Origin of the sequence: Eggerthella sp. BIOML-A1 (genome assembly GCF_009875595.1) — a bacterium.
Lineage (GTDB): Bacteria > Actinomycetota > Coriobacteriia > Coriobacteriales > Eggerthellaceae > Eggerthella > Eggerthella lenta.
Map to the genome: position 1 here is coordinate 256,583 of NZ_WWRZ01000009.1, position 22,405 is coordinate 278,987.

General features: G+C 67.0%; 20 protein-coding genes. 11 read left to right on the top strand and 9 right to left on the bottom strand.

Annotation, left to right across the window (positions count from 1 at the left end; all coding sequences use genetic code 11):
• Window positions 1–30 precede the first annotated feature (30 nt).
• The 10 genes from GT590_RS12660 to GT590_RS12705 all read left to right on the top strand — a co-directional run bounded on the left by GT590_RS12660 (window position 31) and on the right by GT590_RS12705 (window position 10,753).
• Window positions 31–1,095: a fumarate hydratase gene (locus tag GT590_RS12660; RefSeq protein ID WP_114550390.1), complete on the top strand. Its 1,065-nt coding sequence runs from the start codon at window positions 31–33 to the stop codon at window positions 1,093–1,095.
• The gene (locus GT590_RS12665; RefSeq protein ID WP_009304722.1) at window positions 1,088–1,633 is read left to right on the top strand and encodes a fumarate hydratase C-terminal domain-containing protein; all 546 of its coding nucleotides are present in this window, start codon (window positions 1,088–1,090) and stop codon (window positions 1,631–1,633) included. Before GT590_RS12660 ends, GT590_RS12665 begins: the two co-directional genes overlap by 8 nt.
• Window positions 1,634–1,673: 40 nt before the next feature.
• Window positions 1,674–2,408, top strand: a complete 735-nt coding sequence (tmk, locus tag GT590_RS12670) for a dTMP kinase (protein ID WP_114552392.1) — start codon at window positions 1,674–1,676, stop codon at window positions 2,406–2,408.
• 4 nt (window positions 2,409–2,412) lie between these two features.
• Window positions 2,413–3,564 (top strand): DNA polymerase III subunit delta', encoded by a 1,152-nt coding sequence (gene holB / locus GT590_RS12675; RefSeq protein ID WP_114552391.1) that lies wholly within the window; start codon window positions 2,413–2,415, stop codon window positions 3,562–3,564.
• A complete protein-coding gene (locus GT590_RS12680) occupies window positions 3,542–5,122 on the top strand; it encodes a stage 0 sporulation family protein (RefSeq protein ID WP_114552390.1) in 1,581 nt (526 codons plus the stop codon). Before holB ends, GT590_RS12680 begins: the two co-directional genes overlap by 23 nt.
• A 27-nt stretch (window positions 5,123–5,149) precedes the next feature.
• Entirely contained in the window at window positions 5,150–6,610 is a 1,461-nt protein-coding gene (locus tag GT590_RS12685) for a nicotinate phosphoribosyltransferase (RefSeq protein ID WP_114518287.1), read from the top strand.
• 61 nt (window positions 6,611–6,671) lie between these two features.
• Window positions 6,672–7,574: a DegV family protein gene (locus GT590_RS12690; RefSeq protein ID WP_021409597.1), complete on the top strand. Its 903-nt coding sequence runs from the start codon at window positions 6,672–6,674 to the stop codon at window positions 7,572–7,574.
• A 55-nt stretch (window positions 7,575–7,629) separates the two neighbouring features.
• Window positions 7,630–8,559, top strand: a complete 930-nt coding sequence (locus GT590_RS12695) for a DegV family protein (RefSeq protein ID WP_009304716.1) — start codon at window positions 7,630–7,632, stop codon at window positions 8,557–8,559.
• Window positions 8,560–8,617: 58 nt separating this feature from the next.
• Entirely contained in the window at window positions 8,618–9,589 is a 972-nt protein-coding gene (locus GT590_RS12700; RefSeq protein ID WP_114552389.1) for an NAD(P)-binding domain-containing protein, read from the top strand.
• Window positions 9,590–9,787: 198 nt separating this feature from the next.
• Window positions 9,788–10,753 (top strand): radical SAM protein, encoded by a 966-nt coding sequence (locus tag GT590_RS12705; protein WP_114552388.1) that lies wholly within the window; start codon window positions 9,788–9,790, stop codon window positions 10,751–10,753.
• Between the two features lie 674 nt (window positions 10,754–11,427).
• Here GT590_RS12705 and GT590_RS12710 read toward each other — a convergent pair.
• Together GT590_RS12710 and GT590_RS12715 are read right to left on the bottom strand one after the other, a co-directional pair.
• Entirely contained in the window at window positions 11,428–12,336 is a 909-nt protein-coding gene (locus GT590_RS12710; protein WP_015760419.1) for a TIGR03915 family putative DNA repair protein, read from the bottom strand.
• Window positions 12,333–13,841, bottom strand: a complete 1,509-nt coding sequence (locus GT590_RS12715; RefSeq protein WP_015760420.1) for a putative DNA modification/repair radical SAM protein — start codon at window positions 13,839–13,841, stop codon at window positions 12,333–12,335. The genes GT590_RS12710 and GT590_RS12715 overlap by 4 nt, the downstream gene beginning before the upstream one ends.
• Before the next feature lie 350 nt (window positions 13,842–14,191).
• Between GT590_RS12715 and crcB the strand changes: the two genes are divergently transcribed.
• Window positions 14,192–14,587: a fluoride efflux transporter CrcB gene (gene crcB, locus GT590_RS12720; protein ID WP_015760421.1), complete on the top strand. Its 396-nt coding sequence runs from the start codon at window positions 14,192–14,194 to the stop codon at window positions 14,585–14,587.
• 69 nt (window positions 14,588–14,656) lie between these two features.
• Here the strand turns inward: crcB and GT590_RS12725 are convergent, their stop codons facing one another.
• The 7 genes from GT590_RS12725 to GT590_RS12755 all read right to left on the bottom strand — a co-directional run bounded on the left by GT590_RS12725 (window position 14,657) and on the right by GT590_RS12755 (window position 22,058).
• Window positions 14,657–15,868 (bottom strand): putative ABC transporter permease, encoded by a 1,212-nt coding sequence (locus GT590_RS12725; protein WP_086414702.1) that lies wholly within the window; start codon window positions 15,866–15,868, stop codon window positions 14,657–14,659.
• Window positions 15,869–15,943: 75 nt separating this feature from the next.
• A complete protein-coding gene (locus tag GT590_RS12730; RefSeq protein ID WP_015760423.1) occupies window positions 15,944–16,210 on the bottom strand; it encodes a hypothetical protein in 267 nt (88 codons plus the stop codon).
• 169 nt (window positions 16,211–16,379) lie between these two features.
• A complete protein-coding gene (locus GT590_RS12735) occupies window positions 16,380–17,690 on the bottom strand; it encodes an MFS transporter (protein ID WP_009304708.1) in 1,311 nt (436 codons plus the stop codon).
• The gene (locus GT590_RS12740; protein WP_009608245.1) at window positions 17,687–19,495 is read right to left on the bottom strand and encodes a BCCT family transporter; all 1,809 of its coding nucleotides are present in this window, start codon (window positions 19,493–19,495) and stop codon (window positions 17,687–17,689) included. The genes GT590_RS12735 and GT590_RS12740 overlap by 4 nt, the downstream gene beginning before the upstream one ends.
• Window positions 19,485–20,315, bottom strand: a complete 831-nt coding sequence (locus GT590_RS12745) for a creatininase (RefSeq protein WP_009304706.1) — start codon at window positions 20,313–20,315, stop codon at window positions 19,485–19,487. The genes GT590_RS12740 and GT590_RS12745 overlap by 11 nt, the downstream gene beginning before the upstream one ends.
• A 69-nt stretch (window positions 20,316–20,384) precedes the next feature.
• Window positions 20,385–20,945 carry a hypothetical protein gene (locus GT590_RS12750; protein ID WP_161171144.1) on the bottom strand — a complete coding sequence of 187 codons (561 nt, stop codon included), beginning with the start codon at window positions 20,943–20,945 and terminating at the stop codon, window positions 20,385–20,387.
• 33 nt (window positions 20,946–20,978) lie between these two features.
• Entirely contained in the window at window positions 20,979–22,058 is a 1,080-nt protein-coding gene (locus GT590_RS12755) for a DMT family transporter (protein WP_015760425.1), read from the bottom strand.
• Window positions 22,059–22,405: the final 347 nt, after the last annotated feature.

Consider the following 22,405-nt stretch of genomic DNA (forward strand, 5'->3'; position numbering starts at 1 on the left):
AGTAACGTGCTTGCGGTATAATCTCTCCTTATGGAAACCATCATCACGAAATCACAGGTCGCGGACGCAGTCTACGCGGCCATCCCGAAGCTGGCCTGCGTGCTGCCGGCCGATATCGAAGCGGGGCTCGCCGTGGCGCGGGAGCTCGAGGACAATCCGCGCGGGCGCGCGGTTCTCGACCAGCTAATTGAGAACGCGGCGATCGCCGCCGAGGATCGCGTGCCTATCTGCCAGGACACCGGCACCGTGTGGGTCAGCCTCGAGATCGGACCTGACGTAGCTGTACGCGGCGACGTGTTCGCCGACGTGGACGACGCCGTTGCCCGCGCCTACGACGAGGCGCGTCTGCGCAAGTCGGTGGTGCGCGATGCCGTCCTCGACCGCGCGAACACGGGCGACAACACGCCTGCGTTCTGCGACGTCCATCCCGTGGACGAGCCGGGCGCGGCGCGGCTGCACGTTATGCTGAAGGGCGGCGGCTCGGACAACGCGAGCCGCGTGGTCATGCTGGTTCCGGGTGCCGGCAAGCAGGGCATCGTCGACGAGCTCGTACGCTGCGTGCGCGAGAAGGGCGCCAACGCCTGCCCGCCGCTCGTGGTGGGCGTCGGCATCGGCTCCACGTTCGACAAGGTGGCCGGCTTGGCGAAGCGGGCGCTCATGCGGCCTGTGGACGAGCCCGCGGCCGACGACCGCCTGCGCGCGCTCGAAGAGGAGCTGCTCGCGGCCGTGAACGCCACGGGCATCGGACCCGGCGGCCTGGGCGGCCGCACGACGGCGCTGGCCGTGCGCGTGGCCACGGCGCCGTGCCACATCGCGGCGCTGCCCCTGGCCATCAACATGGGCTGCTCGGCCATGCGCAGGATCACGGTTCCGCTGGCTTGCCAGCCAGCGGAACGGCTCGACGCTGCGGCTTCCCGCCGTACCCGATCTTCGCGCGATGCCGCAGACTTGCGTACCGAAGTACGCGGCGCCTGCGCCATCCCCCGAATCTCAGGCACTGCGGAAACCCTCGCTGACTTCGCTGAACCTGCGTCTGATCGTTCGCGCTGTGCGCGAAGCGCCGCGGATGCGGGCGAGGAGGTGCGCCATGGCTAGCGCTGATCGCATCCGCCTCGCGCTGCCGTTCGACCGCGCCGCGCTGGCCCGGTTGGAGGCGGGCGACTCCTGTCTGCTCACCGGCCCTTTGTACACGCTGCGCGATGCGGGGCACGTGCGCCTCTTGGCCGAGCTGGAAGCCGCCGGCGGAGCGCTGCCCTACGGTCTGGACGGCCAGGCCATCTTCTATGCGGGTCCCACGCCCGAAGCGGCCGGGCGCCCCTTCGGCGCGGTCGGACCCACCACGGCCAGCCGCATGGATTTCGCCGCCCCCGCGCTGCACCGCGCAGGCGTCGCGGCGACGGTGGGCAAGGGCCGCCGCTCGTCCGAGGTGCGCGATGCCTGCCGCGCGACGGGTTCCGTTTATTTCGTGGCATGCGGCGGGGCCGCGGCCTATCTGGCGAAGTGCGTGGCATCATCGGAGACGGTGGCGTACGACGATCTGGGAACCGAGGCCCTGCGCCGCATCGACGTGGTCGATTTCCCCGTCTTCGTCGGCGTCGACGTGCGGGGCCGCGACGTGTACGACCTCGTCTAGCCAGGGCATGCTTTCAAAGGGAGAGGGAACGACCATACCCGTGATACACGAATCCGCACAAGCAACCGATGCCCTGCGCGGCATCTTCATCACGTTCGAGGGCGGCGAGGGCGCCGGCAAGACGACGCATATCCGCTTTTTGTCCGAGACGCTGCGAGCGCACGGCCGCGAGGTGCTGTGCCTGCGCGAGCCCGGCGGCACCGAGGTGGGCGAGCAATTGCGCGCCGTGGTGTTGGACCCGGCGAACGGCGGCATGTCCGACGAGGCCGAGCTGCTCATCTACGAAGCCGCCCGCGCGCAGCTGATGGCGCAGGTCATCGCGCCCGCGTTGGCGCGAGGGGCCGTGGTGCTGTGCGACCGCTTCACCGATTCGACGGTGGCCTACCAGGCTTACGGGCGCGGCTTGCCGCGCATGTTCGTCGACCGCGTGAACGAGTTCGCCTGCCAGGGCGTGCATCCCGACCGCACCATCCTCATGACCACGGGCGGCGAGGCGAACGTGGGCCTCGTGCGCGCGACGCATCGGGGGGCGGCCGACCGCCTCGAGCAGGCGGGCGAGGAGTTCCATGCCCGCGTGAACGAGGCGTTTCTGGAAATCGCCCGGCGCGACCCCGAGCGCGTGCGCGTGGTGGTCTCCGACGGCAACAAGTCGCAGACGGCTGCTGCGGTGTTCGCCGAGCTGGCCGACCTGTTCCCCTGGATGGCGCAGGTCGTCGTCGACGACCCTGCCTTTTTCGACCGCCTCGACGTGAAGCGTTCGAAAGTGGAGGCGTAAAGCCGTGGCCGACGCGTTCGAGAACATCCTCGGCCAGCCGCAGGTGCGCGAATTCTTGCGCGCCACGGTGGCGCAGGGCAAGGTGAGCCACGCCTACCTGTTCACGGGCCCGGCCGGGTCGAACAAAACGATGGCCGCCTACGCGTTCGCGCAGGCCGTGCTGTGCCCGAAGGGGGCCTCCGGCCCGCGCGGAGGCAACTGCGGCGCATGCGACGCCTGCCGGCGCATCATGCGCAAGAAGCATCCCGACGTGCGCTACTTCGCGCCCGAAGGCGCGGGCGGCTATCTGGTCGAGCAGATCCGCGACATCGTGGCCGATACGTCGATGGCGCCCATCCAGGCGCACAAGAAGGTCTACATCCTCGATCGCGTCGACCTGCTGGGCGTGCAGGCCGCCAACGCGTTCCTCAAGACGCTGGAGGAACCGCCGTCGGACGTGGTGCTGATCCTGCTCGCGCGCACGCGCGAGAGCGTGCTGCCCACCATCCTGTCGCGCTGCCAGGTGGTGCCGTTCCGCACCATTCCGGCAAGCGAGGCGGCCGGCATCATCGTGCAGAACACGGGCGCGTCGCGCGAGCAGGCGCGCATGGCCGTCGAGGCCTGCGACGGCTCCATCACGCGCGCCGTGGAGTTCTTGAAGTCCAACGAGCGCCTGGCGTTCCGCGTCCGCGTGCTGGAAGTGCTGGGCTGTCTGCGCAAGGCCGACGACTGGGACGCCGTCGGGTTCGCCAGCGACCTCGTGGTGCTGGTGAAGGCGCCGCTGGACGTGGCGCGCGCCGAGCAGGAACAGGAGCTTGCCGAGAACGCGGACTTCCTGGCGAAGTCGGCCATCCGCCAGATCGAGGCGCGCAACAAGCGCCAGCTGACGGCCAAGACCTTCGAATCGCTGCGCCAGCTCACGGCCATCGTGCGCTCGTGGCTGCGCGACGTGCTGGCCGTGTGCGCCGAGACTCCCGAGCTCGTCATCAACGTGGACGCCCGCGCCTCGATCATGGAGGCGGCGGAGGCCACCGACGAGGCGCGCGCCGCCGCCGCGCTTGCGGCCGTGCGCCGCTGCGACGAGGCTATCTCGTATAATGTATCACCGGAAACGTGCATCGACGCGATGCTGTTCGAGATAAGAGAGGTGCTCTATGGTTCGCATAGCGCCGATTAACCTGTACTACAACCCGAAAACGCTCTGGTTCGACGCCGGGGACCTGGACGTGCGCGCCGGCGACGGCGTGATCGTGTCCACCGCTCGCGGCACCGAGTTCGGCCGTGCGGCCCACGACGTGTTCGAGGCCGACGAGACGCAGATCAAGAAGCTGAAAAGCCCGCTCAAGCCCGTCAAACGCATCGCGACGGACGAGGACGAGGCGCGCGCGGCCGAGCTGGAGGCGAAGAGCCGCGAGGCGCTGCCCGTATTCAAGGAGATGGCTGCCGAGGGCAACGGCGACATGCACCCCGTGTCGGTGGAGTACCTGTTCGAGGGCGACAAGGCCATCTTCTACTTCGAGGCGGAGGAGCGCGTGGACTTCCGCGAGCTCGTGCGCAAGCTGGCCGCGCACTTCCGCGTGCGCATCGACATGCGACAGATCGGCGTGCGCGATGAGGCCCGCATGGTGGGCGGCCTGGGGCATTGCGGCCAGGAGCTGTGCTGCAAGCGCCTGGGCGGCGAGTTCTGCCCCGTGTCCATCCGCATGGCGAAGGAGCAGGACCTCTCGCTGAACCCGCAGAAGATATCGGGCGTGTGCGGACGGCTCATGTGCTGTCTGCGCTACGAGTTCGACGCGTACAAGGACTTCAAGAGCCGGGCTCCCAAGCAGAACGCCACGGTGGAGACGCCCGACGGGCCGGCGAAGGTGGTGGATCTCGACGTGCCGCGCGAGATCGTGTCGCTGAAGATCATGGGCGAGAAGCCCGTGAAGGTGCCGCTGGCCGACTTCGACCCGCCCGAGGAAGGCTCGAACCGCCCGAACCGCGTAGGCGAGGAGGCGTGGCAGGACGCGACGACGGCCGACCCCATCGGATTTGCGGGCGAGTCAGCGCTGTTCGGCACCACGACGCAGCTGACCGGGCAGGACAAGCTGGCCGATCCGGGTTCCGTGCGCCGCACGGGCCGCGGCGGTCAGAAGCCGTCGAAGGGCGGCGGCTCGAACGGCGGCCGCGCGGGCGGCGGTCAGAAGGGCGGCGGCAACGGCGGCCAGAAGGGCGGCAAGCAGGCCGACGCGCAGGCGCAGAGCGCGCGCAAGCCGCGCAGGAGGCGCTCGACGAAGGTCGGCGGCGAGGGCGCTGCCGCCCCCGAGGCGGCCGAGGCTCAGAAGCGCAAGCAAAAGCAGCAGGGCGGCGGCTCGCCGAAGGGCGGGCAGAGCGGCCAGCAGCAGAAGCGCCGGTCAGGCCAGGGCGGTCAGGGCGGCAACGGCGGAGGCAAGAAGCAGCAGGGCCAGCGCCAGGGAGGCGAGGGCGCTAAGAAGCAGGGGCCGAAGGGCATGCAGCCCTCGAAGCCGCGTCCCGGCCAGAAGTCCTCGGGCCTGCGCCAGGGCCAGAAGCCGCAGCAGCCGCGCCAGGACAAGGCGCCCCGCCCCGAGCGCTCGGGGGCTCCGAGCGGCGAGGGCGGCCGCCCGACGGGAGACGGCGGGCATCGCCGCGCCCGTCGCCGCAGCCACAAGGCGGGCGGCTTGGACGGCGCGGGCGCGCCCGGAGCGGGCGGCGCGGCGCCGAGCGGCGAATAGCGGACGTACGGAGGAGGCTCATCGGGAATGAAGATCGACTACGCGCTGTTGACTGACCTGTACCAGCTCACCATGGCGCAGGGCTATTGGGAGACCGGCCAGGGCGACACGCAGGCCTGCTTCCACATGTACTTTCGCGACTACCCGTTCAAGGGCGGCTACGCCATCGCGTGCGGCATGGCGCAGCTGGCCGACCTCGTGGACGAGTTCTCGTTCTCGGACGAGGACGTGGCCTACCTGGGCTCGCTCGACGCGCCCGGCGGCGGCAAGCTGTTCAAGCCGGAGTTCCTCGACTACCTGCGTACCTTCGAGCTGCGTGTGGACATCGACGCGGTGCTCGAGGGCACCGTCGTGTTCCCGCACGAGCCGCTGGTGCGCGTGACCGGCCCCATCATGGATTGCCAGCTCATCGAGACGGCGCTTCTGAACTGCGTGAACTTCGAGACGCTGATCGCCACGAAGGCTGCGCGCGTGTGCCTGGCGGCGCAGGCTCCCGTGGCGGAGTTCGGCCTGCGGCGCGCGCAGGGCGCGGGCGGCGGTTTGTGGGCCAGCCGTGCGGCCGTCGTGGGCGGGTGCGCTTCCACGTCGAACGTGCTGGCGGGCAAGCTGTTCGACATCCCCGTGTCGGGCACGCACGCGCACTCGTGGGTCATGTCGTTTCCCGACGAGCTCACGGCGTTCCGCGCGTACGCCGAGGCGTTCCCGAAGAACTGCGTGCTGCTCGTGGACACCTACGACGTGGAGCAGGGCATCAAGAACGCCATCACGGTGGGCCTGGAGATGCGCGAGCGCGGCGAGCGCCTGAGCGGCATCCGCATCGACTCGGGCGACCTGTCGTGGCTCGCGCGCATGGCGCGCGCCATGCTGGACGAGGCGGGCCTGACCGACTGCGGCATCGTGCTGTCGAACGACCTGGACGAGTTCACCATCCAGTCCATCCGCGACGAGGGGGCCCAGGTGACCTCGTGGGGCGTGGGCACGAAGCTTGCCTGCGCATACGATCAGCCCACGCTGGGAGGCGTGTACAAGCTGTCGGCCACGCGCGCCCCGGGGGAGAGCGAGTGGACCGACCGCCTGAAGATCTCCGAGTCGGCCGCCAAGCTGACCACGCCCGGCGTGCTGGACGTGCGCCGCTACTTCTACTGCGGCAGCGGGCGCTTGGCCGGCGATATGGTGTTCGACGTGAACGCGCCCGGCGACAAGCTGCGCGAGGTTATCGTCGACCCGTCCGACGACCTGCGGCAGAAGAACCTCTCGGGGCTGTGCTCCGAGACGCTGCTCAAGCCGCTCGCGCGCGACGGCCGCACGGTGCTCGACGCGTCCGAACGCGACGCATGGGCGGCTCGCGAGCGTGCCCAGGCGGGCCTCGCCACGCTCGACGAGAGCCAGAAGCGCATGCTGAACGCCCACACCTATCCGGTAGGCCTCGAATATGGTCTTTTTGAGCGCCGTCGCGATCTGGTTGTGAAGCTGCGGGGCATCGCGTAGTGTACGAGGGTACGTCATCGACTGGTTCGGGCGCCTGCGCCCCATGTCAAGGAAGGATGTCATGATCAAGATACTCACCGATTCGGTCGCCTCCATTCCCGCCGACGTGGCGCGCGAAGCCGGCATCGACGTGGTCACCCTGTTCGTGAACCGCGAGGGATGCGAATACGCGGACTCTGAGATGGATTTGGACGCGTTCTACGCCGACATCTACGACATGGTGGACAACATCCCCACGTCCAGCCAGCCGTCCCAGCACACGCTGGAAACCGTGTTCGAGGAGGCGGCGCGCGCGGGCGACGAGGTGCTGGGCATCTTCATCTCGTCGGAGCTGTCGGGGACCTACGAGGGCGCCGTGCGCGCCGCCCGAGCCGTGAAGGCGCGCAACATCGACTTCACCTACGTCATCGTGGATTCCACGTCGTGCGGCTACGACGAAGCGTGGCCGGTGTTCGACGCGGTGGCCGCGCGCGACGCGGGCGAGGACCTGGCAGGATGCGCAGCGGCGGCGCTGCGCGGCATCGAGTCCACCCGCTTCCTGTTCACGCCCGAAACGCTCACGTTCCTGCAACGGGGCGGGCGCATCGGCAACGCGGCGGCGCTGCTGGGCAACCTCATCCAGCTTTCGCCCGTGCTCACAGTGAGCGACGGCAAGGCCGACACGTTCGCGAAGGTGCGCACGCGCAAAAAGGCGCTCGACCGGATCGTGACCGAGTTCAAGAAGGATGTCGAGCAGCACGGCCTGAAGCACGTCGTGGTGCACTACATCGGTGACAAGGCGCCGGCCGTCGCATGGGCGCGCGAGGTCGTCGAGCCGCTCATCGGGCGCACGGTGAGCGTGCTGCCGGTGAGCCCCGTCATCGGCCTGCACGTGGGGCCGGCCGTGGGGCTTGCCTACGAGTGCGCAAGCGCACTGGCCGGCAAGATCAGCGGCCCGGTGCAGGCGCGCGCCTGCGCTTCGTAGAGTCGCGCGATCGTCCGATACCGTATGCAAACCGCTCAGAAAGCGAGAAACGCTCATGCAGCATAAGTGCAACCTCATCATCGATTCGTGCTGCGACCTGCCGTTCGAGGTCGTCGACCGGGAAGGCGTCGAGCTTATCAGGTTCCCCTACATCATGAGCGACGGCGAGCATGCCGACGATCTGTACCAGACCTCGTCGGCGCACGATTTCTACCAGGCGATGCGCAACGGCGAGGAGCCTACCACCGCGCAGGTGCCCGTGCCCGTGTTCCGCGACGCGTTCGAGCGAGCCATCGCAAGCGGGGTGCCCACCGTGTACTTGAGCTTCTCCAGCGGGCTGTCCGGCAGCTTCGATGCAGCGGCGCTCGTGCACGACCAGCTGATGGCCGAGCATCCGGACGCCGAGCTGTACATCGTGGACACGTGCTTGGCCTCGGTGGCCGAGGCGCTGCTGGTGTACGAGGCGCTGCGTCAGCGCGACAACGGCATGACGGCGCAGGAGCTTGCGCGCTGGGCCGAGGAGGCGCGCTACTTCGTGGACGCCGAGTTCATGGTGGACGACCTGGAGGCCCTGCGCCGCGGCGGCCGCATCCCCAGCTCGGTGGCGTACGCGGGCTCGAAGCTGGACGTGAAGCCGCTGCTCACCATCACCGTCGACGGCAAGCTGTCGCTGGCGGGCGTGGCGCGCGGGCGCAAGAAGGGCATCAAGCAGCTGGCCGAGTACTACAACAAGCGCAAGGCCGACTCGCGGCCGGGTCGCTGCGTGGTCATCGGCAACGCCGACTGCCCGAAGGATGCCGCCCGCCTGCAGGAGGCGCTGGGCAAGGGCGACGACAGCATCCTGTTTCTGGAGAGCAGCATCGGGCCGGTCATCGGCAGTCACGTGGGGCCGGACATGATCGCGGTGGTGTTCTGGGGCAACGACAAGCGCGAGGAGCTGTCGGTGGCCGACCGCATCGCGAAGAAGGTCAAGGGCGGCGAGTAGCCCGCGCGCGAGCGGCTCGCGACACATGGAATTCGAACGCATCGGGAAAGGTGCTTAGATGGAACTTTCGTTCGTATACTCCGGCAACGAGACGGTGGGCGCTATGGTGGTGTCCCGCCTGGAGGCGGCCGGCTGCACGCGCACCGACGACGTCGCGCATGCCGAAGCCATCATCACGTACTGCACGTCGCAGACGGCGCTGGAAGACGCGTACTTCGACGAGCAGGGGCTCGTGCAGGCGGCGGGGAAGGGCGCGCTGCTCATCGACCTGTCGGCGTCGACTCACAGCTTCGCGCGCGAGCTGAACGCCGTGGCCGTGGTGAGCGACCTCATGTCGGTGGAGGCGCCGCTCGTGGTGGTGGACGTGGCCCGCGCCGACGCGTTCGGCGACCGCGACAACCTGGTGTGCTTCGTCGGGGGCGACGAGGAGGCCGTGGCGGAGGCGCGTCCCGTGCTGGAAGCGATCGCCGGCACGGTGCAGGAAACGGGCGGGGCGGGCTCTGCGCAGCTCGCGCGCGCCGCGTACACGCTGCAGACGACGGCGCAGGTGATCTCGGCCGTGGAGGCCGACGCGCTGTATCGCGCCGTGCGTCGCTCGTCGGCCTCGCTCGACCAGGCGACGGAGCGCGTGGGTGCGGCGACGCCCGTGGCCGAGCAGGTGCTGGCTGCGGTGAACACGGGGCGTTTCGACGGCACGTACACGGTTGAGATGTTCATGGCCGAGCTGTCCGCCGCGCTGACGGCGGCCGACGACGTGGACCTCATCCTACCGCAGGCCGAGGCGTGCCTGCACCTGCTGGAGCTGCTCGCTGTCATCGGCGGCTCCGACAAGGCGCCTGCAGCGCTGGCGCTGGTGTACGGCGAGGAGAAGACGTGCGCCGAGCAGGGCCTCGACTGGACGCGCGCTGAGCAGGCCTACGGCGACGTCGCCGAGGGCTTCGACGACCTGGACGACGACGGCCACGACCATGGGCACGATCACGGTTCCTTCGGCGATTATCCCGGCTACGGCGCGTACTCGGCCAATTAGGGTTCCGTCGGCCTACGGCCGACGGACCTTGCCGACGCTGCGGGCGGCTGTGGCACCCGATCTCGCGGCGAAGCCGAGGACTCGCGTACCGAAGTATCCCCTGAGGGGACTTTCTTGCAGGACGCGCTTCGCCCTCGCCTTCCCCACGATCTCGGATACCACAGCCGCCCTCGCTGACATTATTGGACCGGTGAGTCTATGAATCTGGCATTATCAACATGCGATCTCTGCCCCCGCTCGTGCAGGGTCGATCGGGCGGCGGGGGAGCGCGGGGCTTGCGGGGCCGACGGGCGCCTCGTGGTGGCGCGTGCGGCGCTGCATTTCTGGGAGGAGCCTCCCATCAGCGGGTCGCGCGGCAGCGGCACGGTGTTCTTCGCGCACTGCCCGCTGCGCTGTGTCTACTGCCAGAACGCGGTGATCGCCGCGGGCGAGGCGGGCGCGGAGGTGAGCGTCGAGCGCCTGGGCGAGATGTGCCTGGAGCTGCAGGAGCAGGGCGCGCTCAACGTCAACTTCGTCACGCCGACGCATTACGCTCCCGAGGCGCGCGCGGCCGTCGCCTGGGCGCGCGAGCGAGGGCTGGCGCTTCCCGTCGTATGGAACACGTCCGGGTACGAGACGGTCGCCGCCGTGCGGGCGAACGCGGGCACGGTCGACGCGTACCTCACGGATTTCAAATACGCCGACGTCGAGCTGGCGCGGCGCTACTCGCATGCGCCCGATTACCCCGAGGTCGCCCTGGCGGCGCTCGAGGCCATGGTGGAGGAGGCGGGCGAGCCGAAGTTCGACGAGGTGGACGGCGAGCTGCGCTTGACCGGCGGCGTCGTGGTGCGCCACCTCATGCTGCCGGGCGCGCTCGAGGACTCGAAGCGGGTCGTGCGCCTTGTGCGCCAGCGCTTCGGCGACGCGGTGCTGCTGTCGCTGATGAACCAGTACACGCCCGTGCTGGCGGACGCCGCGAAGGCGGGCGACGCGCGAGCCGCGGCGACGCTCGACCGCTGCCCCGAGCTTGCCGAGCGCGTCTCCGACGACGAGTACGAGCTTCTGCTCGACTACGCCGACGAGCTGGGCGTCGAGGACTACTTCTGGCAGCAGGGCGGAGCCGCCGAGGACAGCTTCATCCCCGCGTTCGACCTGTCCGGCGTGTGGGAGCCCGATCGCGCGTAAGGCGGGCTCTACCCTCCCTCCCTCCCTCCCTCCCTCCCTCCCTCCCTCGGCCGTCCTTGGGCGCATTCCTCCGCTCCGAATGGCGAAAAGAGGTTGAATTCGGAAGTATCGAAGAGGGCTGCGCGTGCGGAGGCGAGCTTGCTTTGGCATCGCCGCAGGTCGTGGAAGCGGCTGGATTCCAACGAGGCGCACCGGGCGGGTTCGATGAGCCTCGTCCTTCCGAATTCGATGCTTTTTCGCCATTCGGAGCGCGGGGGGATGCATGGGCTGACGTTGCCGGGACGCCGCCCCTGCCGTATCTTGCCTGGGCTTGTCTGCTTTGCGCAGCAGAGCGATGGTTGGAACAAATGTTTCACGTGAAACAATCTGGTGAAGACCTGCGGCTGGAAACGGCATTTCGAAAGACCCGCCTTCGGGTATGCGGGAGCGGTTGATGGATTCATCGCGGTTGTCCCGACGGGGAAACGGGTCGGCGCCGCGTTGGCATCTTGACCGTCGACGCGAATTCGGGGTTCGCGCGCGAGGACGGCCTGCCTGCGGTTTGCCGTTGGCGGAAAGAGGGGGGCGGCCGCTTCGCCGGCGCGCTTCCGAAGTCCCCATCCCGAAGGGCTTCGGATCCGCATCGAATCGCGCGGTGACGTGGAGGGCGGCCGCTTCGCAGGGACGCGCGGACGCTAGCGCGGGGAGATTTCCTTTCCGGGGAGGTCTTCCTGCATCTCGGTGATGTTCTTCCAGAAGCGCTTGGGCATGAACTGGCGGCGCAGCTCGGGGTTGTAGCGGGCCTCGACGGCCACGGTGTCGTAGAAGCGCTTCCAGGCCTGCTGCATGAGGCGTTCCTCGGACGCGCGGTCGGGTAGGTCGACGTTCTCCGTCTGGACGAGGTACCAGTCGCGCCCTTCGTAGACGCCGGCAATGTTGTGCGCCTCGTCGAAGATGATGAAGGGCTGCGTGTTGAAGCGCCCGCTGAACCAGTCCATGAGCAGCGGGATGACCGAGGCTGCGGGGTTGCAGCGCGCGAACCACACGCCGTTCTCCAGATGCTCGAAGCGGAGGAACTGCAGCATACGATGCCGCTCGTTCATGACGGAGCGGGCGAGGCGGTGGAGCGGCTCGACGGCAGGGTGGGCGAGGTCGCCCAGCACGCTGCGGCGGGCCTTGCCCGTGCAGGCGAACTTCCCGCACGCGCCGCCGCATGATCCGCGGCGCTTGCAGCCGGAGCAATCGTGCGGCCTGTTCTGCGCCATGGCGTAGCGGATGAAGCGGTACACGATGGTGCCGGCGTCCGGGTGGTCGCTGAGCGAGGCGTGCTTGACGGCATCGTAGGCGGCGTCTCCGCACGCCCTCCTGATGCCGCGCCGAACGCGCACGGCATGCTCCTCGTTCGTCTCGATGACGCGCACGGTTTGGCCGAGCCGCGGCTGCAGGACGTCGGCGCGGGCGATGTCCTGCGGGTCCTCGCGGCGCGCGTACGCCTCGAACACGGCGGACAGCAGGCCCTCGAGCGAGCCGTCGTGGCAGTAGGCGACCTCGGCCAGGGGTTCTTCGGGGAAGAGGGGCTGGTTCTCGGCGGGCTTTCGGCTCATGCGCACACGGCTTCCGGCGTTTCGAGGGCTCGCTGCCAACCGTACGTCCCGTCGGCGCTCGCGGCGCGGCCGGACGACGACGCCGCGTTCGAGGAGCGCTCCGCATCGCTGCAAGACGCCGCTGCGGTCGCATCGCCGCTTTCCAGCGCGCGTGCGCCCGACCCGCCCGCGATGCGGGCCTTCTCGGGCGTCTCGACGCTCTCGAACAGGCTCATCTGACCCGGTGTGGTCTTGTCGGCGCGCCGCCCGTGGTTGCCGCCCTTGATGGGCGCGGCAAGCTGCGCGCGCAGCCCTTCGCGCGAGAAGTCGACGCCGCGCCCCGAGTAGCTGCCGCTGCACGTGATGAAGAAGCGGGCGCGCTTGTACGCGATGCCCAGCTTGCGCAGCTCGGGCTCGCGCAGGCAGGTGGTGCGCCGCGCGCGCACGATGAGGTTCGCTCCGCGCACGCCGATGCCGGGCACGCGCAGCAGCGCCTCGAGCGGAGCGGTGTTCACCTCCACGGGGAAGAAGTCCAGGTGGTTGATGGCCCAGTTCGCCTTCGGGTCGAGGTCGGGATCGAGGAAGGGGTTGTCCTCGTCGATGATCTCGGTGACGTCGAAGCGGTAGAAGCGCAGCAGCCAGTCGGCCTGGTACAGCCGATGCTCGCGGTTGAGCTGGACGGCGTCGGTGCCGGGCAGGCGCTTGTCGTCGTTCACCGGCGTGTAGGCGCTGAAGAACACGCGCTTGAGCGACAGCGTGCGGTAGAGCGCGGCCGACAGGTTGAGGATCTGGAAGTCGCTTTCGGGCGAGGCTCCTACGATCATCTGCGTGGACTGCCCGGCCGGCACGAAGGCGCGCTCCTTCTTCTTGGGGCGGATCTGCCTCATGTAGGTGGTCTGCTTGCGCACGAGCGCGCGCGTGTCCTTGTCCACGGCGATGTTGTCGCGGATCTGGCGCATGGGCGCGATGATGCGCTGTTTGTCCTTCTGGGGCGCGAGCAGCTGCAGGCTCTTCTGGGAGGGCAGCTCCATGTTCACGCTCATGCGGTCGGCCAAGTGCCCCAGCTGCTGCACGAGCTCGGGCGAGGTGCCGGGCACCGCTTTCGCGTGGATGTAGCCGCGGAAGCCGTGCTCCTCGCGCAGGATGGACAGCGTCTGTATCATGAGCTCGGTGGTGTAGTCGGGGTTGCGGATGACGCCTGAGCTGAGGAACAGGCCCTCGATGTAGTTGCGGCGGTAGAACGCGATGGTGAGGTCGGCCAGCTCGCGCGGCTTGAACGCGGCGCGCGGCACCTCGTTCGACGCGCGGTTCACGCAGTAGGCGCAATCGTACACGCAGACGTTGGTCATGAGCACCTTGAGCAGCGTGATGCAGCGCCCGTCGGCCGCGAAGCTGTGGCAGCAGCCGGCGGCCAGCGTGTTGCCGAGCTTGCCCTTCTGGGCGTCGCGGTCGATGCCCGAAGACGTGCAGGCAACGTCGTACTTAGCAGCGTCGGCGAGAATCTCGAGCTTGGCAACCAGATCCATTCGTCCATCCGTTCGTCAGATCAAATGTTCGCGGGAATGTTTGTTCGTATATGGTACGCATACGAGTGTTCGAAGTCAAGGGTAGGGAAGAGGAGTCGAACCCGGATTCTTCCGCTCCTTGCGGCATGCGGCGGCTGTGCTGGTTTTCGGAGCTGCTGGAGCGGCATCTCGCATGGAGCGTGCGGATCGGTTTTAGTTGTCCGAGGGCGCTTCATGCTTTCCGACGAACCTGCACGCCGTGCATTCTCGCGTTTTCCCCTGTCTCTCGACGGCTCGGAGGATTCGCTTCGCGACGAGCAAGGGTATACTGATGCTTGCATGATATAGAAACGAGTGCGAAGGAGCGGGCGATGGTGGCGGTGCTGTGCGTGGGTTTGGGCGGCTTCATCGGATCGGTAGGGCGCTATCTGCTGGGTCTCGTGCCGGTCGAGGGCGACTTCCCGCTCATGACGTTCGCCGTCAACTTTGCGGGCGCCGTGCTCATCGGGGCGGTGTTCGAGGCCGCCACGGAGGGCTCCGGCTTGCCTGACAACGCCGTGTTGTTCCTCAAAACCGGCGTGTGCGGCGGCTTCACCACGTTTTCCGCGTTCTCGCTGGAGACCCTCGCCTTGCTCGAACGCGGCAAGTACGCGACGGGCGCGCTGTACGCATGCGGAAGCGTGCTCGCTTGCCTTGCCGGCGTCGTGATAGGGCGGCTGGCCGTGCGCGGCGTGCGCGCCGCCCTGACCGGCTCGGCCGCGGCGTAGGGGGGGCGGGCGCCGCGCACGGCGCGCACCCCTACGTCCTTCGATTTCGCGCTCGCCGAGCGGGTCGCGCTATTTCGCGCGGGTCGCGTTGCCCGGATCGATGGACATGCTCTGGAAGCGGTTCTCCATGTACTGGTTGTCGAAGTGCTCGGCGAAGAAGTGCGCCACGGCTGTCTCGGGAGGTTTTCCAGCCTCGCGCTGGTACCAGCAGTCGAGGGACAGCAGCGTCATGGCTCCGTCGACGATCATGAGCGCGGCGCACACCGTGGTGACCGCGTAGCGCCAGTTCCACGGGATAAGGTTCACCAGCTTCAACATCCAGGGAAGAAGCAGCTTGATCCACACCACGCCCAAGACGCCCCACATGGCCATGAACATGCCGTTCGTGCGCCCGTCGATGGACAGGAACGTGCCGGAGTAGTCCCACGCCACGATGCCGAAGGCGAACTGCATGAACCAGCTGGTCAGATACTCGAACGCCCCGCCGATGACGGCGCTCACCAGGAAGATGAGCACGACGTTCTTGTCGTGGAATCGGTTCAGGGCAACCGTCATCAGCACCGCGCCGAAACCGTAGATGGGCGAGAACGGGCCGAACAGCAAACCCGCGCGATCCTGGTAGTGCCCTGGATTCACGACGAGGAAGTGGTATGCCGTCTCGATCATGAGTCCCAGCACGCAGCACACGACGAAGATCCAGAACAGGTTGAAGAAGTTGAGCGCGATGAAGCCCTTGCCGGTCTCGTCGCGGCCGAGCGTGCCCTCCTCGGCCGCCTCGCGCGTTTCCATATCGCGCAGTTTGCGGCGCAGCTCGCGCTCTTCGGCTAGCGACGGGTCCACGTAGCTCGACAGCGCGACGAGCACGACCAGCACCACGCCGTAGGGGATGAGATCGGGCGTGAGGCCGCTCAGCATCATGTCGCAGAGGATCACGAGGATGAGGATGACGATCATGACCTCGGCGATCTGGGCCGTGCGGCGTCGTTTGTCTCGCAGCAGTCGGATGCCCAGGATGACGAACATGGCGGACAAAACCGTCATGAGCACCGCGTCGGAGACGAAGATGACGAGGGCGGCGGCGGACAGCTCCTCGACGATGGCGCCCTGCTGCAGGGCCATCACCATGCCGACGATGAGCAGCGCGAGCACCGGCACGAGCGCTGCGCCGCTGACTATGCACAGGATGCCGAACACCTTGAGCGGAAGGGGGATCTTGCTATTGGACGCAGGCGCGCCTTCGTCGAGGTCGAGTCCGTTCTCGACGCGGTCGTGCTTACCCATGGCGATGTTCTCCTCGAATGCGTTTCTATCTGTCGCGTCAAAGTATAGCCGAAGAGCGGGCGCCTCGCGCGGCGACTACGACGAGGGGCGCGGCTCGTCGGGGGCGACCTCCTCTACGAACCAACGCGGGCCCTCGTAGAACAGGTACTTCTCGCGGCCGTTCACGGACACGAGGTAGCGGATGCCCGTGCCGCCCACGCGCTGAGAAGCGCGTCGAATGGCCTCGTGCACGCGGTCGATGGCGAAGATGCGGCCGTCGCGCCAGACGATCTCGAGCGGCGTGAGCCGTCCGTCTACGTCGATGCGCGCCGTCACCTCCACATATGTTTTCCGAAAAGCCATGACCGCAGGAAACCACGCCGAAGCGCGGCGCGCCAGGGGCCGCTCCGAGCTGTAGCGCAAGGGATGGCGACGCGTAAGCGAGCGAGGGCGCCAACGCGCCGCAGGAGCGGGAAGGGGCGCTCGACGCGCCCCTTCCCGCTCCCTCTTCTTTTTCGATGCGTTCGATCCTCTACTCGATGTCGTTCAATTCCTTGCCGGCGTACTCGTGCGCCGTGAACAGCAGGATGATGCCCGCCACAAGGCAGATGCCCATCATATAGTACGCGGGCATGAGGCCGTTGCCCGTGGCGTCGATGAGCGCGGTGGCCACCATCGAGGCCGTGCCGCCGAACACCACGTAGGCGATGTTCGACCCCAGCGCGGCGCCGGTGTAACGCACTTCCGTGGGGAACATCTCCGCCTGGTAGCAGGCGATGTTCGCGTCGTTGAACGAGAGCGTCACGCACATGATGAGCTCCGCTGCGATGACGATGGGCAGCTGAGCCGTCTCCAGCATCATGAAGGCGGGGATGCTGAGCAGGATGAACGCCACGCACGAGCCCAGCAGCATTTTCTTACGTCCTACGATGTCGGATATCTTTCCGGCGCCGAAGATGATGAAGATGTACGTGACCAGCGCGATGTCGGTGGCAAGCTGGGCCGCCGAGGCTTCCATCGCCGTGTAGCTGGTCAGATACGTGGGCAGGTAGGTGAGCACGAGGTAGAAGCCGACCGAGTTCACCATGGTCGCCGCGATGCTGGTCGCAAGGCGCTTCTTGTACTTCTTGAACACGAGGCGGGTAGGCCGCGGGGCCTCTTTGGCCGGATCGGCCGTCGAGGTCATCTGCTGGTAGGTGGGGGAATCCTCGAGCTTCGTGCGGATGTAGTGCGCCACGAGCCCCAGGGGTCCGGCCAGCAAGAACGGAATGCGCCATCCCCATGAGATCACGTCGGCTTCGGGCAGCAGCGCCTTGATGATGAGCGCTGCGGTGGAGCCCGCCAACAGACCCGCCGCGGTGGATGCCGGCACGAGCGAGCAGTACTTCCCGCGATGGTTCGCCGGCGCGTACTCGGCCAGGAACACCGCTGCTCCCGAGTACTCGCCTGCAGCCGAGAATCCCTGCACGCTGCGCAGGCACAGCAGCAGGATGGGGGACAGCAGGCCGATCGTCTCGTACGACGGCAGGCAGCCGATGAGGAACGCCGCGCCCGTCATCATGAAGATGGACAGCGACAACGACCATTTGCGCCCCTTCTTGTCGCCCATGCTGCCCCAGAACGCCGCCCCTAACGGCCGGAACACGAACGACAACGCGAACACCGCGAACGCGAGCAGCGTGGAGTTCACCGCCGACTCGGGGAAGAACACGATGCCGATGGTGATGGCGAAATACGTGTAGGTGGCGTAGTCGAACCATTCGATGAAGTTGCCCAAAAACGAAGAGATCGCCACCTTGAACGGCACTTTCGGTTGTGCCTCCGTTACTGCTGCCGCGCTCATCGCGACACCTCCTTCATCGATTCGTCGAGGCCGGCTCCGTCGGGGACGTCGACCTCCTCATGCCTCGTGAGCCATGCCTTCTCGGCTTCGCGCGCCTCCCTCTCCTCGTGCCACTGACGCAGCTGCCGGGCCGCAAGCGAGTCTTCGGGAAACGGCTCGGCCAGGCCGCGTTCCACCAGCTGCTCGTCGTGCTTGACCCATTTGAAGAACTGGACCCCCATGAGGATCACGATGACGCTGAACGGGATGCCGCCGGCGATGGTGGCGAATTGGATGGTGCTGAGGAAGTCCTGTCCGGCCGTCACCATGAACAGCACGGCGAGCGCCGTGATGCACAGCGCCAGCAGCGCCTTGAAGCCGCGGCTCTGGCGCGCGGCGGGAGACACGAAGTTCGACAGCGCCATGACGCCGGAGTCCACCGAGGTCACGATATAGCCGCCGATGAGGATGGTTGCCAGCACGGTCAGCACGCCGCCGATCAGAGGTACGCTGTCGATGGTGAGGAACAGCCCCATCGAGGAGTCGGCGTTGGTCTGTGCCACGATGCCGGGGTCGGACATGGCGGCCCACACGCCGGTGCCGCCCACCACGCACGTCCATACGATGCATACGGCCGCGGGCACGAACACCACGCCGCCTACGAACTCGCGCAGCGTGCGCCCGCGGGAGATGGTGGACACGAAGCCCGCCGTGAACGTGGCGAACGCGAAGCACCAGCAGAAGATGAAGAACGACCAGAACGCCTGCCAGGAATCACCGTACGAGGCGATGCCCGCGCCCAGGTTCACGGCTTCGGTGAACCCGCTCATCAGCATGAACTGGTCGATGAACACGCTGAGCGACTCGGGCAGCACGCCCAGGATGTACAGCGTGGGGCCGAAAATGAACACGGCAGCGACGAACACGATGGACATGACGGCGTTCGCGTTCGAGATCTTCTTGATGCCCCTCACCACGCCGAACCACACCGACATCGTTGCGATGGAGCCGAACAGGATGACGAACGCCACCTGCAGGGCTTGCCCCGTCTGGATGTTGAAGATCTGTTGAATACCGCTGTTGAACTGGTACGATGCAAGTCCGAGCGACGTGGTCAGCCCAAAGATGGTGGCGATGACCACGAGGATCTCCACCACGATGCCGACGGGCCGCTTCGCGCGGGCGGGGAACAGATCCTCCACCGTGCCGCGGAACGTGGTGTCCTTGTGCATGTTGTAGCGGGCGTAAGCCATGAAAAGCGAGACGATGGCGTAGATGGCCCACGCCGGGATGGCCCAGTGGAAGTACGTCCATGCAAGCGCCGTGTCTCCGGCGAACAGGGGGTCGGGGGCGTTGAACGGGGTGCCCCCGTACATCATGATAGGCTCGGCCACCGCCCAGAACACCAGGCCCACGCCCTGCCCGGTGGCGAACAGCATCGCGAACCAGGAGAAGTACGAGAACGCGGGCTTGGCGTCCTTGCCGCCCAGGCGGATCGAACCGAGCTTCGTCACCGCTACGAATATGCATACGGCGAAGCACAAAAACGCGCACAGCACGATCCACCAGCTGCAGTACTGGGTGACGAACGTGCGCAGCACGCCAACCGCGTTGATGAACGTGTCGGCGCTGACCAGCGCGATGCCTAGCACGACGGCGACGATGGCCACCGACGCGGCTCGGATGACATGGTCGTGCCTGACCGTGCGTCCGAGCCGTGCGGCCTGGGCTTCCTTCGGCTCCGGATCCACTTCGCCCGACTCGTTCTCCACCTCCATGGGGTGGACGTGCTTGCGCGCGTCGTCGTCCGAGCTCTTAGACCTCATGGTAGTCACCCTCGCCCGAGAACTCGTGTTTCACGGCTTCCACCATGTGCTTCACGGCGACGTTGCGCAGGATCGCCCCCTTCTCGCGCGAGGATTCCACGGGCGAGGACAGGCAGCCCGACGGCGGCGTGTAGCCGGGTACGATGGGCAGCACGTCGTAGTTCGGCAGCTCGGCCGGCAGCCCCTCGTACAGCGGGTCGTCGGTCTTGCCCAGGTCGACGAGGTCGGGGTGGAACAGCAGCATGAGCGACGTCTCCATGACGCCGGCGTGCTCCAGATCCCAGCCGGTGAAGCCGTCGGGATACAGGGCCTCGATGGTCTCGTCGTCGACGAAGTCCCAGTACGACAAGAGTTGGATCTTCACGTCGCGGATGCCGTTCTCGCGCGCTTTCTCCAGCGCCAGCTCGGCGCCTTCGAAGATGAACTGGTAGTTCTCGTAATGACCGTTCATCAGCACGATCTTGCGCGCACCATGTAGGATGAGGCCGAACACCACGTCCTTCGCCAGCGCGATGAGCGTCGTTCCCGACAGCGACGTGGTGCCCGAGAGGTGGAAGCCGCCGCCCGAGCGCTGCTGGGAACGGTAGCCGTAGTTGATGGGCGCGGCCACGACGGCTTCCATTGCGCCGTCCGTGTCGGCGACGAGCGCCTCGGCGGTGGCGCCGGCCATCGCCTTGGTCAGCGCGGCGTCCACGCACATGGCCATGTGGGAGCCGTGCTGCTCCAGCGCGCCGACGGGGATGAACACCACGGCATCCTTCGCCAGCTTCTCGCGGTAGGTGAACGCGTCCATTTCCTCCATGTACACAGTGGGTTTCATAGCTTGTCCCTCCTCGAATCGGAAGGAGCCCGCCATGCGCGGCGGGCTCCGATGTCGTCAGCGCTTGGATCAGTAGTCTTCCAGCAGGTCGACTTGGGCCTTGCTGGCGCGCAAGATGAAGTTGCGCTTGGCTTGGGCACCGCCCTGCGCCAGCTTGCGCAGGATGAAGCGCTTGAGGCGCGGGTAGTCGCTCATGCCGTACCAGGCGAACGCGGTGCCGCCCGTGTAGGCCTCCACGATGCTGTGGACCGGCAGGCTCGCGTCGCGCTTGGCGTCGAGGGCCAGGTACTCCTGGATCTCGGCCGCGCACACGTCGCGGATGACCTCGGCGCTGATCTCGAGGTCGCGCGCCAGCTGCCTGAGCTGGTAGGCCACCTCCGCGTCGTCGGCGTGCGGGAAGTACGTCACGTCGTAGGTCACCGCGGACAGCCCGGACGCCTTGGCGAAGCCCAGCAGGCCGTCAAGCGACATCATCTGGACGTGGTCCTCCGTGCGCTCGGCGATGTCGAGCTCGGCGGCGAAACCCTGCACGCCGCTCTTCTGGAACACCTCGCTCAGCTGGTCTTCGTTCAGCGGAGCCTCGAACTCGACCTCGGTGGCGATGTGGGTCATGTTGCTCGTGATCTTCATAGGTGCACGTTCCTTTCCTAGCGGTCGGCTCGGCTAGCTGAGAGCTTCCCGCTCTTGCTCTTGGTCGAGCCGCGCTTCAAGGTTCTCGCGGATCTCCTCTTCCTTCTCGATCTTCTCGCCCTGCTTGCTTGCAGCTGCAGTGGAGAAGAAGATCTGGGCGACGCCACCGCAGACGATGAGCGCGCCGCCGATGATCTGGAAGGTGGTCATGGTCTCGCCGAACATGAACAGGCCCAGAAGCGACGCCATGATGGTCTCCTGGTAGGAGATGGCGGCCAGCTCGCCGGCCTTAAGGCGTTTCGTGGCATGGGTGAGCAGGTAGAACGCGCCGAAGCCGGTGATGAGCGCTGCGGCGATGAGCACGACCCAGGACGAGCCGGGCATCGTGAACATGTTCCACGCGTGGGTGATGATCTGGCCCGAGGCGTCGAACTGCGTCACGCCGTTGACCTTCTCGGTGTAGGACAGCGGCTGCAGGAAGAAGTGGTGCCAGACGAGCAGCACGACGATGGACAGCGAGCCGAACAGGAAGTTCCACCAGGAGCGGACGTTGGAGTCGCAGTCCTCGCGGTAGCGCGAGAAGAACAGGTACAGGCCGTAGGCCACGCCGGAAGCGAAGGCGATGGCGTTGCCGAAGGTGTACTTCGGATCGAGGTCGAGGGTCAGACCCTCGGGCGTGACGATGCCGACGATGAACAGCATGCCGACGACCACGGCGGCGATGCACAGGACGCCCTTGATGTTGAGCTTTTCCTTCAGGAAGATCGCTGCCAGGATGGTTGAGTAGATGGGGCCGGTGTAGATGAGGAACGATGCGTTCGCCAGCGTGGTGTACTGCGTAGACAGGCAGTACAGGCCAGAGAGCAGGCCCAAGAACACGCCGGAGAGCAGCATCATGCCGGAGAAACGGGTTTCCTTGATCTTCTTCCAGCTTCCGCCGACGAAGCAGAAGATGAGGGAGAGGGCGATCAAGCCTGCGAAGTTGCGCCAGAACGACACGAAGTCGCCGGGTGCGTCGATGAAGCGGGTGAAGGCTCCGATACCGCCCATCAGCGACGATGATGCGAACATCATGATGAAGCCGATAAGCTTGTACTTTGCTTGTTGGTTCATGTATCCCTCCTTGGAGCGGAGTCGTGTCGACCGGGTCCTTGACGGGGACGCCTTGCCCGTTTGCGGGCGAAAGGGTAGGGGTACGACGAGGCACGCGGACGCTGCGGCGCCGCTTTCGACATGAATGTGATGATACGGGAGCAAATCGGCCGGCCTCTGGGAGACGCTTCGTGCAAGGAACGCCGTCGCATTGCACGAGACGGGATCCTCGGAGGCCGGAACTTCGGGATGAACCGGGGCTCGCTGCAAGGGAAGCGAGCCCCGGTATGGGCTACGCGACTAGTCGTTCCACATCTCCGGGCGAACCAGGGTCGGGTCGGCGACGCGGTTCGGGAAGTAGTCGAGGC